The organism is Onishia niordana (assembly GCF_004798965.1).
GTDB lineage: Bacteria > Pseudomonadota > Gammaproteobacteria > Pseudomonadales > Halomonadaceae > Onishia > Onishia niordana.
Genome location: NZ_SDSD01000001.1, coordinates 397,952 through 410,183 on the forward strand (window position 1 = coordinate 397,952; position 12,232 = coordinate 410,183).

The 12,232-nt window shown below is 66.2% G+C and carries 8 protein-coding genes; all 8 read left to right on the plus strand.

All coding sequences use genetic code 11. The features are described 5' to 3' along the window. Position 1: 1 nt before the first annotated feature. The 8 genes from ETC27_RS01730 to ETC27_RS01765 all read left to right on the plus strand — a co-directional run bounded on the left by ETC27_RS01730 (position 2) and on the right by ETC27_RS01765 (position 12,230). Positions 2-1,630, plus strand: coding sequence for an alpha-amylase family glycosyl hydrolase (locus ETC27_RS01730; RefSeq protein WP_136253252.1), 1,629 nt, complete (start codon positions 2-4; stop codon positions 1,628-1,630). 46 nt (positions 1,631-1,676) lie between these two features. Then, on the plus strand, positions 1,677-2,783 hold the full coding sequence (locus ETC27_RS01735; protein WP_136253253.1) for an ABC transporter ATP-binding protein: 1,107 nt from the start codon (positions 1,677-1,679) through the stop codon (positions 2,781-2,783). 65 nt (positions 2,784-2,848) lie between these two features. After that, positions 2,849-4,519 (plus strand): alpha-amylase family glycosyl hydrolase, encoded by a 1,671-nt coding sequence (locus ETC27_RS01740; RefSeq protein WP_136253254.1) that lies wholly within the window; start codon positions 2,849-2,851, stop codon positions 4,517-4,519. Positions 4,520-4,613: 94 nt separating this feature from the next. Next, complete coding sequence (locus ETC27_RS01745) at positions 4,614-5,900, plus strand: ABC transporter substrate-binding protein (protein ID WP_136253255.1); 1,287 nt, start codon at positions 4,614-4,616, stop codon at positions 5,898-5,900. 215 nt (positions 5,901-6,115) lie between these two features. Continuing rightward, the gene (locus tag ETC27_RS01750) at positions 6,116-7,762 is read left to right on the plus strand and encodes an alpha-glucosidase (protein WP_136253256.1); all 1,647 of its coding nucleotides are present in this window, start codon (positions 6,116-6,118) and stop codon (positions 7,760-7,762) included. 80 nt (positions 7,763-7,842) lie between these two features. Beyond that, positions 7,843-9,147, plus strand: coding sequence for an ABC transporter substrate-binding protein (locus ETC27_RS01755; RefSeq protein ID WP_439331783.1), 1,305 nt, complete (start codon positions 7,843-7,845; stop codon positions 9,145-9,147). A gap of 206 nt (positions 9,148-9,353) precedes the next feature. Continuing rightward, positions 9,354-11,000, plus strand: a complete 1,647-nt coding sequence (locus ETC27_RS01760; protein WP_136253257.1) for an alpha-amylase family glycosyl hydrolase — start codon at positions 9,354-9,356, stop codon at positions 10,998-11,000. Between the two features lie 174 nt (positions 11,001-11,174). Continuing rightward, complete coding sequence (locus ETC27_RS01765; protein ID WP_205742661.1) at positions 11,175-12,230, plus strand: LacI family DNA-binding transcriptional regulator; 1,056 nt, start codon at positions 11,175-11,177, stop codon at positions 12,228-12,230. Positions 12,231-12,232: the final 2 nt, after the last annotated feature.

Genomic DNA, 12,232 nt, shown 5'->3' on the forward strand with positions numbered 1-12,232 from the left:
GATGCAAGACTCAACCTTCTGGTGGCGCGGTGGCGTCATCTACCAGATCTATCCGCGCAGCTTCCTGGACAGCAACGGCGATGGCATCGGCGACCTGCCGGGCATCACCGAGAAACTCGACTACGTGGCGAGCCTCAATGTCGATGGCATCTGGCTGTCACCCTTCTTCACTTCACCGATGCTCGACTTCGGCTACGACATCAGCGACTACCGCGACGTCGACCCGATGTTCGGCACCCTCGATGACTTCAAGGCGCTGCTCGAACGTGCCCACGCCCTGGGCCTGAAGGTGATGATCGATCAGGTGATCAGCCACACCTCGGATCAGCATCCCTGGTTCCAGGAGAGCCGTGCCGATCGCACCAACGATAAGGCCGACTGGTTCGTGTGGGCCGATCCCAAACCCGATGGCACGCCACCCAATAACTGGCTGTCGATCTTCGGTGGCTCGGCCTGGACCTTCGACTCGCGCCGTCGCCAGTACTACCTGCACAACTTCCTGGAAAGTCAGCCGGACGTGAACTTCCACAATCCGCAGGCAAGAAAAGCCCAGCTCGACAACATGCGCTTCTGGCTCGAGCTCGGCGTCGATGGCTTCCGTCTCGACACTGTCAACTTCTACTTTCACGACCTTGAGCTTCGTGACAACCCGCCGGTGCCGGCGGGCGAGGCCAAGACCCTGGGGGCGCCGGACACCAACCCCTATACCTGGCAACGTCACGTCTATGACCTCAGCCGTCCGGAAAACCTGGATTTCCTCAAGGAACTGCGTGCCCTGATGGACGAGTTCCCCGGCACTACCACGGTCGGTGAGATCGGCGACGATAACCCGCTCGAGCGCATGGCCGAGTACACCGCCGGCGGCGACAAGCTGCATATGGCTTACGGCTTCGACCTGCTCAACGACCCGCACTCGCCCGCCTACATCCGTGAGGTGATCGAACGCTTCCAGCGCCTGGCGGGCGATGCCTGGCCCTGCTGGGCGCTGTCCAATCACGATGTGGTGCGCAGCGCGACCCGCTGGGGCGCCGAGGAAGACCCCGTCGCCTACCCCAAGGTGGCGCTGGCCATGGTGCTGTCGCTGCGCGGCAGCGTCTGTCTCTACCAGGGCGAGGAGTTGGGCCTGCCAGAGGCCGATGTGCCCTTCGAACGCATCCAGGACCCCTATGGCAAGGTGCTGTGGCCGGAATTCAAGGGCCGGGACGGTTGTCGCACGCCGATGCCCTGGCGCAATGCCCCCCAAGGCGCTTTCTCTACCGTCGAGCCCTGGCTACCGGTCGAGCCCCGCCATTTGCCGCTCGCCGTAGAGAACCAACAGGACGAGGCCCGCTCGGTGCTCAACGCCACCCGTACCCTGCTGGCCTTCCGCCGCGACCACCCGGCGCTGGTCGACGGCGAGCTCAGCCTGGTCGACGTCGGCGAGAACCTGCTCGGTTTCATCCGCGAGGCAGATGGAGAGAAAGGCGGCGAGGCGCTGCTGTGCGTTTTCAACCTTGGCGGCGAGACCCTGAGCACGACGCTGCCGCGGTCCGGTACTCCACTCCAGGGCCACGGCTTCGCCTCGGCGCTCGACGGCGACACCCTGACGTTGCCCGCTTACCAGGCTGCCTACCTCAAGCTCGACCGTTAACCACCTACAAGAAGGCCGGCCCGAGAGGCCGGCAAGGAGTCGTAAGATGGCAAGCGTGACCCTGGAAAAGATCAACAAAGTCTTCGGCCACACCCATATCATCAAGGACGTCGACCTCGAGGTCGCGGATGGCGAGTTCGTAGTCTTCGTCGGGCCCTCCGGCTGCGGCAAGTCCACCCTGCTGCGCCTGATCGCCGGGCTGGAGTCGATCACCGATGGCGATCTCAAGATCGCCGACGGCGTGGTCAACGACCTGCCCCCCCGCGAGCGTGGCGTGGGCATGGTCTTCCAGTCCTATGCCCTTTACCCGCACATGACGGTTTACGAGAACATGGCCTTCGGCCTCAAGCTGGCCAAGATGGCCAAGGAAACCGTCGACGACCGCGTTATGGCCACCGCCCGCATCCTGCAACTCGAGGAACTCCTGCACCGCAAGCCCAAGGAACTCTCCGGCGGGCAGCGCCAGCGGGTGGCGATGGGCCGGGCGATGGCCCGCGAGCCGCGCATCCTGCTGTTCGACGAGCCACTATCCAACCTGGATGCCTCTCTGCGCGTGCAGATGCGCAACGAGATCTCCCGCCTGCACCACCGTCTGGGCTCCACCATGGTCTACGTCACCCACGATCAGGTGGAGGCCATGACGCTGGCCGACAAGATCGTGGTGCTGCGCGACGGCCGCATCGAGCAGGTCGGTAGCCCCCAGACCCTCTATCAACAACCGGCCACCAAGTTCGTCGCCGGCTTCATCGGCTCGCCGACCATGAACTTCATGCCAGCCAAGCTGCTCGAGGGCGACGCCGACGGCTGCCGGATCACGACACCGGGGCTCGGCGAACTGGCCCTGCCCCAGGATGCCAGTGGCGAGACCCGCGCTGCCGAATTGACCCTGGGCGTGCGTCCCGAACACCTGCGCCTGACCGACGCTCAGGGCGAGAACAGCTTCGAGATCGTCAATGTCGAGTATCTGGGCAACGAGGTCTATGTCTATCTCGAGCCCAAGGCCGGCGACATCCTGCTGATCCACCGCAGCGAGGCGCCCAGCCAGTGGAAGATCGGCCAGCGGGTGGCACTGGTGCCCGACACCGAGCACGTCCATCTGTTTGACACCGACGATCAGGCGCTGGGTCTCGCCACGCAGCGTCAGGTGGCCTGAACGCCCCTCCCCACCACCATCCGTACCACCGACGGGAGCCCCGGCTCCCGTCGCCAGGAGCCCCTATGACATTCTCTCGCTCCCCTCAGGGTGACGATCACGACTGGTGGCGAGGCGCGGTGATCTACCAAGTCTACCCGCGCAGCTTCCAGGACACCGACGGCGATGGCATCGGCGATCTGCAGGGCGTGATCGACAAGCTCGACTACATCGCCTCGCTGAATGTCGACGCCATCTGGCTATCGCCCTTCTTCACCTCGCCGATGAAGGACTTCGGCTACGACGTCAGCGACTACCGGGGCGTCGACCCGATGTTCGGCACCCTCGAGGACTTCGACCGTCTGGTGGAGGCCGCCCATGCTCGCGGCCTCAGGGTCACCATCGACCAGGTGCTCTCGCACTCCTCAGACCAGCATGCCTGGTTCCAGGAAAGCCGACAGAGCCGCGACAATCCCAAGGCCGACTGGTACGTGTGGGCCGACCCCAAGCCCGACGGCGCCCCGCCCACCAACTGGCAGGCGATCTTCGGCGGCTCCGCCTGGCAGTGGGACACCCGCCGCTGCCAGTACTACCTGCACAACTTCCTGGTCGAGCAGCCAGATCTGAACTTCCGCAATTCGGAGGTGGTCGAGGCCATCCTCGGCGAGGTGCGTTTCTGGCTCGAGCGCGGCGTCGACGGCTTCCGCCTGGATGCGGTCAACTTCTGCACCCACGGCGAGCTCAAGGACAATCCGCCGAGAGGGGACATCCAGGAAGGCTTTATCGGCGTGCGCCCCGACAATCCCTACGGCTACCAGCGCCACCTCTATGACAAGACCCAGCCGGAGAACCTGGCCTTCCTCGAGCGGCTGCGCGCGCTGCTCGACGAATACCCCGGTACCACCAGTGTCGGCGAGGTCGGCGACGATGACTCCCTGGGCGTGATGGCCGAGTACACCCAGGGCGGTAACCGCCTGCACATGTGCTACTCCTTCAACCTCTTGACCGACAAGGCCGCGCCTGCCGACCTGCTGGCGCCGCTGACCGAGATGGAGGCGCGCATCGGCGACGGCTGGCCGTGCTGGGCACTTGGCAACCACGACGTCACCCGACTGGCCAGCCGTTGGGGTGCCGAGGGCGATGCCGCCAGGCTGCGCCTGTATCTGGCCTTCCTGCTCACCCAGCGCGGCAGCATCTGCCTCTATCAGGGCGAGGAGCTGGGCCTGACCGAGACCGAGCTTACCTTCGAGCAGCTGGTCGACCCCGCCGGCATCACCTTCTGGCCGTCCTACAAGGGCCGCGACGGCTGCCGCACCCCCATGCCCTGGCAGGCCGATGCCCACCACGGCGGCTTCTCCACGGGAACCCCCTGGCTGCCGGTGCCCCGCGAGCATCTGGGCCTGGCCGTGGACCAGCAGGACGCCGATCCGGACTCGCTGCTCAACGCCACTCGCGCCTTCCTGGCCTTCCGCCGCACCCAGCCGACACTGGTCAAGGGCGAGGTCCACTATCACCCGCTGCGTGACGACGTCATCTGTCTCGAACGCCATCATCGGGGCGAACGCCTGCTGGTGGCACTGAACTTCACCGATGAGCCCCGTGAGCTGAACGCCCCTCAGGACGCCCGCCCCCTCGACGACGCACCGGCGATGGTCAACGGCGCCTGGCAGGCTGGCCGACTCACGCTTCCGCCTTTCGGCATCGCCATCGCCCGCTGTCCTGACGACCACCCGGGCCAAGCGAGCTGGCATCCCTGAGCCCGAGGGTCGGGCAGGCAGGGAGCGGGAGATCATCTCCGGCCTCCCGCGCCATACAACGACAACACTAACGGCAACACCAGGAGTCCACTCCATGAGCCACAAAACCACCAAACCGTATCAACGCGCCCTGATCGGCTCCCTTATCCTGGGAGGCTCGGCGCTGGCTGCCCAGAACGCCATGGCCGCGGAGATCGCCATCGCCTGCGGCGCCGGCGACGCCGCCGACTACTGCCCGATCGCCGCCCAAGAGTGGGCCGAGAAGACCGGCCACAGCGTGCAGGTCGTCTCCACCCCCAACAGCGCCACCGAGAAACTGTCGCTCTATCAACAGCTGCTGGGCAGCCAGTCAAGCGACATCGACGTACTGATGGTCGATATCGTCTGGCCGGGCATGCTCGACGACCACCTGGTGGACCTCTCCGAGTACCTGCCGGCAGACGCCACCGAGGGCTTCTTCCCTGCGTTGGTCGACAACAACACCGTCGAGGGTCGCCTGGTGGCCATGCCCTGGTTCACCGATGCCGGCCTGCTCTACTACCGCAAGGATCTGCTGGAGAAGTACGGCCATGAGGTCCCCGAGACCTGGCGAGAGCTGACCGAGATCGCCACCGAGATCCAGGCCGACGAGCGCGAAGCCGGCAACGACGACTTCTGGGGCTACAGCTTCCAGGGGCGTGCCTACGAGGGCCTGACCTGCAACGCCCTGGAGTGGGTGGCCAGCTACGGCGGCGGCACCATCGTCGATAGCGAAGGCGAGGTGACGATCGACAACCCGCAAGCCGCCGCGGCGCTGGACCTGGCCGCCAGCTGGATCGGCACCATCGCGCCGGAAGGCGCGCTGAACCACACCGAGGAGGAGACTCGCGGGATCTTCCAGTCCGGCAATGCCCTCTTCCTGCGCAACTGGCCCTATGTGTGGTCGCTGGCCAACGGCGAGGGCAGCGCGGTGGCCGGCAAGATCGGCATGACAGCGCTGCCCCACGGTCCCGAAGGCGAGTCCAAGGCCACTCTGGGCGGCTGGAACTTCTCCGTGTCGCGCTACTCCGAGCATCCGGCACTGGCCGCCGACCTGGTCGCCTTCATCACCTCCCGGGAGCAGCAGAAGGCCCATGCCATCCAGATGGGCATGAACCCCACCATCGAGGCGCTCTACCAGGACGAGGAGGTGCTAGCCAGCAACCCCTCCATGAGCGAGCTCTACGAGACCCTGACCAACGGCGTGCCGCGTCCCGCCACGGCGACCGGCGATGCCTATGCGCGGGTGTCCAACGCCTTCTTCAACCGCACCCACCAGGTGCTCTCCGGCGAGCTCGACGGCGCCAGCGCGGTCCAGCAGCTGGGCCGCGAACTCGAGCGCCTCGGCCGCCGCGGCTGGTAAGAACGCTTATTGGAACCTAAGAACGCTTAGTTGAACCTTCCCCGGAAAAGGCGCCGGGGCAGGTCGCAGTGAAGGTCATTCGCCATGGATGGCGAATGTAGCGCCCAGGGATGGGTTCATTGCGCCTTCACGGCGGCCTGTCCTCGGGAAAGCCCAGCCCGCCGGCGGTATTTTCACCAAGGGAGGCCCGTCATGGCCTTCTCAAAGGAGCCCGCATGACCCTTTCATCCCTGCTACAAGGCGACCGCCACGATTGGTGGCGCGGCGCCACCCTCTATCAGATCTACCCACGCAGCTTCATGGACGCCAACGGCGACGGCATCGGTGATCTCAAGGGCATCACCGAAAAGCTCGGTCATGTGGCGAGCCTCAATGTCGATGCCATCTGGCTGTCGCCCTTCTTCACCTCGCCAATGGACGACTTCGGCTATGACATCGCCGACTATTGCGATGTCGACCCGATGTTCGGCAGCCTCGACGACTTCCGCGCGCTGGTCGACCGCGCCCATGGGCTCGGGCTGCGCGTGATCATCGACCAGGTGCTGTCGCACAGCTCCGACCAGCATGCCTGGTTCCAGGAGAGCCGCCAGGACCGCACCAATCCCAAGGCCGACTGGTATGTCTGGGCCGACCCCAAGCCCGACGGCACGGCGCCCAACAACTGGATGGCGGCCTTCAGCGGCCGCGCCTGGACCTTCGACGCCCGGCGCCGCCAGTACTACCTGCACAACTTCCTGCCCAGCCAGCCGGACCTTAACTTTCACCACCCCGAGGTGCGCGAGGCCCATCTCGACAACCTGCGCTTCTGGCTCGACCTCGGCGTCGACGGCTTCCGCTTCGACGTGGTCAACTACTACTTCCACGACCCGGCCCTCACCGACAACCCGCCCATGCCCCGCGAGCGGGTCAACCCCGGCAACCCCCAGAGCTACCAGCTCCAGCGCCACAACATCGAGCAGCCCGAGAACCTGGCCTACCTCGAGCGCATCCGCGCCCTGCTCGACGAGTACCCGGGGTCCACGACCGTGGGCGAGATCGCCGGCAACGACCAGCTGCCGACCATGGCCGCCTACACCCAGGGTGAGTCGCGATTGCATATGGCCTACACCTTCGACCTGCTGGACTCGACCGGTGACGCCGGCGAGCTGCACGGCGTGCTGGCGCGCTTCGCCGAGCTGGGTGAGGACACCTGGCCGTGCTGGGCGCTGTCCAACCACGACGTGGTGCGCAGCGCCACCAGTTGGGGCGAGGCGCGGGCCCTGCTGGCGCTGACCGTACTCTGCTCGCTGCGCGGCAGCCTGTGCCTCTACCAGGGCGAGGAGCTCGGCCTGGCCGAGGCCGAGCTGGCCTATGAGGACCTGCAGGACCCCTTCGGCATCAACCTCTGGCCCGAGATCAAGGGCCGCGACGGCTGCCGCACGCCAATGATCTGGGACGACAGCTTCAACGGCGGCTTCTGCCCCGAGGGCGTCGCCCCCTGGCTACCGGTGTACCGACATCATGTGCCGCTGGCGGTGAACCGCCAGGAGGCCGATCACGACAGCCTGCTGAATCGGGTACGCGAGCTGCTTAAGCTGCGCGGGACAAGCGAGGTGCTGCGCCAGGGGGACCAGCAATTGATCGCCCCCGAAGCACTGCCAGACGACGTCTTCGCTGTGATTCGCACCCTCGGCGACCGGCGCCTGCTGTGCCTGGCCCACCTGGGCCGCGGCGACTCGCCGGCGTCGATCGCCCCCGATTCCCTGGTCGACGGCATCGCCGGCTGGAGCAGCCTCGCGCTGCCGGGCATGGCGGTCCCCGACATGGAGGGCCGCGCCCTGACGCTGGCGCCGGGCACCGCCGCCTGGCTGGAGCTGCGCTGACAGGTTCTCCCCAAGGAGGACGCTGTCCCGACCGGCGTCCTCCTGACCAGACCACAACCACAACTCTGGAGACTCTTGGAATGCCTAACCTCGTCATATCCTTGCCACGTCCCGCCATGCACCTGCTGAAGGGGGGCGCCGGCGCCCTGCTGCTCGGCGGTGCGGCCCTGGCCACCCCCCAGGTACTGGCGGAGGAGATCGCCATCGCCTGCGGCGCCGGCGACTCCTCAGATTACTGCCCGGCGCTCGCCCAGCAGTGGGCCGACAAGACCGGCAACAGCGTCAAGGTCATCTCCACACCCAACGACGGCACCGAGAAGCTGTCGCTCTACCAGCAGCTGCTGGGCAGCCAGTCCAGCGACATCGACGTGATGCTGGTCGATATCGTCTGGCCGGGTCTGCTCGACGACCACCTGGTGGACCTCTCCGAGTACCTGCCGGCGGATGCCACCGAGGGATTCTTCCCGGCGCTGGTCGACAACAACACCATCGACGGCCGCCTGGTGGCCATGCCCTGGTACACCGATGCCGGCGTGCTCTACTACCGCAAGGACCTGCTCGAGAAATACGGCCATGAGGTCCCGAAGACCTGGCGAGAGCTGACAGAGACCGCCACTGAGATTCAGGCCGCCGAACGCGAGGCCGGCAACGACGACTTCTGGGGCTTCAGCTTCCAGGGCCGCGCCTACGAGGGCCTGACCTGCAACGCCCTGGAGTGGGTGGCGAGTCACGGCGGCGGCACCATTGTCGATGGCGAGGGAGAGGTGACCATCGACAATCCGCAAGCCGCCGCCGCGCTGGACCTGGCCGCCTCCTGGGTCGGCACCATCGCGCCGGAAGGCGCGCTGAACCACACCGAGGAGGAGACTCGCGGGATCTTCCAGTCCGGCAATGCCCTCTTCCTGCGCAACTGGCCCTATGTGTGGTCGCTGGCCAACGGCGAGGGCAGCGAGGTGGCCGGCAAGATCGGCATGGCGAGCCTGCCTCATGGTCCGGAAGGCGAGGCCAAGGCCACCCTGGGCGGCTGGAACGTCGCCGTATCGCGCTACTCCGAGCATCCGGCACTGGCCGCCGACCTGGCCGCCTACATCACCGCCGAGCCGCAGCAGAAGGCACATGCCGTCAAGATGGGCCGTAACCCGACCATCGAATCGCTCTACCAGGACGAGGACGTGCTGGCCAGCAATCCGTCGATGAACGATCTCTACGAGACCCTGACCAATGGCGTGCCGCGTCCCGCCTCGGTGACCGGCGATGCCTATGCCCGGGTCTCCAACGCCTTCTTCAACCGCACCCACCAGGTGCTTTCCGGCGAGCTCGACGGGGCCGGTGCCGTCCAGCAGCTGAGCCGCGAGCTCGAACGCCTGGGCCGGCGCGGCTGGTAAGAAAGCTTATTCGAACCTAAGAACGCTTATTTTCACCTTCCCCGGCGAAGACGCCGAGGGCAGGTCGCAGTGAAGGTCATTCGCCATGGATGGCGAATGTAGCGCCCAAGGAAGGGTTCACAGCGCCTTCACGTAGGCCTGCCCTCGGCCACCGACGGCGTGTCCTCCAACGGAGGGCCGTCGTGGCCTTCCCCCAAGGAGCATGCATGACACCTTCGTCCTGGCACCACGGCGATCGTCACGACTGGTGGCGTGGCGCCACCCTCTATCAGATCTACCCGCGCAGCTTCATGGACGCCAATGGAGACGGCATCGGTGATCTGGTTGGCATCACCGAGAAACTCGACCACGTGGCGAGCCTGGGGGTCGATGCCATCTGGCTGTCACCGATCTGCACCTCGCCGATGGACGACTTCGGCTACGACGTCAGCGACTATTGCGACGTCGATCCCATGTTCGGCACCCTCGACGACTTCCGTGCGCTGATCGAGCGCGCCCACGCCCTGGGCCTCAAGGTGATCATCGACCAGGTACTGTCGCACAGCTCCGACCGCCACCCTTGGTTCGCCGAGAGCCGCCGCGACCGGGCCAATGCCAGGGCCGACTGGTATGTCTGGGCCGATCCCAAACCCGACGGCTCTGCCCCCAACAACTGGCTGGCGGCCTTCGGTGGGCCGGCCTGGACCTTCGATGCGCGGCGCTGCCAGTACTACCTGCACAACTTCCTGGCAAGCCAGCCGGACCTCAACTTCCACCACCCCGAGGTGCAGCAGGCGCAGCTCGACAACCTGCGTTTCTGGCTGGAACTCGGCGTCGACGGCTTTCGCTTCGACACCGCCAACTTCTACTTCCACGACCGAGCGCTGACCGACAACCCGCCCTCGCCGGACGGGTATCGACGGCGGGGTCACCCGCGCAGCTATCAGCTTCTCACCCACAACACCGACCAGCCCGAGAACCTGGCCTTTCTCGAGCGCATCCGCGCCCTGCTCGACGAGTATCCGGGGTCCACCAGCGTAGGCGAGATCGGTGGCAGCAACCCCCTGCCGATCATGGCCGCCTACACCCAGGGTGAGTCGCGATTGCACATGGCCTACACCTTCGATCTGCTGGACTCGACCGGCGAGGCCGCCGCGCTGTACCGGGTACTGTCACGCTTCGCCGACATCGGTGACGACGCCTGGCCGTGCTGGGCGCTGTCCAACCACGACGTCGCCCGCAGCGCCAGCCGTTGGGGCGAGGAGCGCGCCCTGCTGGCGCTGACCGTGCTGTGCTCGCTGCGCGGCAGCCTGTGTCTCTACCAGGGCGAGGAGCTGGGCCTGGCCGAGGCCGAGCTGGCCTATGAGGACCTCCAGGATCCCTTCGGCATCAACCTCTGGCCGGAGGTCAAGGGTCGCGACGGCTGCCGCACGCCGATGGTATGGGTCGCGGCCGACAACGGCGCCTTCTGTACCGAAGGCGTCAAGCCCTGGCTGCCGGTCTACGCGCCCCATCGACCACTCGCCGTCGATCGCCAAGAGGCCGACCCCAACAGCCTGCTGAATCGGGTACGCGAGCTGCTTAAGCTGCGCGGGGAAAGCGAGGTGCTGCGCCAGGGCGAACAGCAATTGATCGATCCTAAGGCGCTACCCGAGGGCGTCTTCGGCGTGATCCGTATGCTGGGCAACCAGCATATGTTGTGCCTGGCGCACCTCGGCCATGGCGATGCCCCAGCCGAAATCGCCCTGAAGGGTCTGGCGCCGGGGCTTGAGGACGCGCGCTCCATCAGTCTGCCTGGCATGCCCGCGCCAACCCGGCAGGGCACCACCCTGTACCTGATGCCCGGCACCACTGCCTGGCTGGTGCAGCCCTGAATCGGGAGAACACAAGGCAACCTATCCGCCCGCGGCGCGGATGGGTCGCCTTGATCACACCGCACGGAGGGCCCGTGAGTAGGGGAACCTGTTCATCGACGGCTTCGCTGGTTATAGTAGGGCCCTAACTAAATCGATACAGTACTGTCCCTGACCCGAGAGCCGAATCCCCACGTGTCTTCGCCTTCCCGTATGACCCTGAAGGAACTGGCCGCTGAGCTGGGCGTGTCCACCGCCAGCGTCTCCAACGCCTTCAACCGCCCCGATCAGCTCTCACCCAAGCTGCGCGAACGCATCCTCAGCGAAGCCAAGCGGCTCGGCTATCGCGGCCCCGATGCTAAGGCACGCAGCCTGCGTACCGGCCGCTCGCGCATCATCGCCGTGGTGCTGGCCGAGAGCCTGACCTACAGCCTCAACGACGCAGTGGCCAGCGAGCTGTTGTCGGGGGTCGCCGAGGTCCTCGATGCCCACGGTCATACCCTGCTGCTGCTGTCGGGTCGACAGGACGCTTCCCAGGTTCCCGGTTCGTCGAGCATCGCCGACGGCTACATCGTCTACGGCCTGATGCCGAGCCTGATGATGCTCGATGAGCTGCCGCAACTCGGCCAGCGTCAACTGGTGGCGGTAGACTTCGACCTCGAGGGCTACCCAGCGGTGCATATCGACAACGAGCCAGCCAGTTACGCGATCGCCAGCCATGCCCTGCGCACGTCGGCACGTCGTCCCGGGGTCATCAACCTGCGGCTCACCAAGCATCCCTGCAACGCCCGGATCAGCCCGGACCAGGAACTGCTGCCCGCCGACCGTACCATCACCCGCTCGCGACTTGTCGGCTTCCACCGCGCCTTCGCCGAACACGGCATCGACCCAGCCAGCGTGCCGATGTGGAACGTCGAGGAGAACACCTTCGAGGTCTGCGCCCCGGTGATCGAGACGATCCTTGATCTGCCGGATGACGAGCGCCCGGATCTTTTACTGTGCATGTCCGACCGCATCGCCCTGACCGTGCTCACCCTGGCCGAACAGCGCGGCCTGCGCATTCCCGATGACCTGCGCCTGACCGGCTTCGACGGCATCGCCGAGGGCCAGTATCGGTCCCCACGCCTGACCACCGTGCGCCAGGACAGCGTCGAGAAAGGACGCATCGCCGCGCGCATGATCCTGGGGCTGGCGCCCAGAGAAGACCGCCAACTGCCCACCGAACTGATCCTTGGCGAGACCTGCCCTTGAGA

What these genes read in the sequence shown, in the direction of transcription:
- ETC27_RS01745 (WP_136253255.1), top strand. Translation starts at nt 4,614, where the DNA reads ATGAGCCACAAAACCACCAAACCGTATCAACGCGCCCTGATCGGCTCC.
- ETC27_RS01750 (WP_136253256.1), top strand. Translation starts at nt 6,116, where the DNA reads ATGACCCTTTCATCCCTGCTACAAGGCGACCGCCACGATTGGTGGCGC.
- ETC27_RS01735 (WP_136253253.1), top strand. Translation starts at nt 1,677, where the DNA reads ATGGCAAGCGTGACCCTGGAAAAGATCAACAAAGTCTTCGGCCACACC.
- ETC27_RS01755 (WP_439331783.1), top strand. Translation starts at nt 7,843, where the DNA reads ATGCCTAACCTCGTCATATCCTTGCCACGTCCCGCCATGCACCTGCTG.
- ETC27_RS01760 (WP_136253257.1), top strand. Translation starts at nt 9,354, where the DNA reads ATGACACCTTCGTCCTGGCACCACGGCGATCGTCACGACTGGTGGCGT.
- ETC27_RS01730 (WP_136253252.1), top strand. Translation starts at nt 2, where the DNA reads ATGCAAGACTCAACCTTCTGGTGGCGCGGTGGCGTCATCTACCAGATC.
- ETC27_RS01740 (WP_136253254.1), top strand. Translation starts at nt 2,849, where the DNA reads ATGACATTCTCTCGCTCCCCTCAGGGTGACGATCACGACTGGTGGCGA.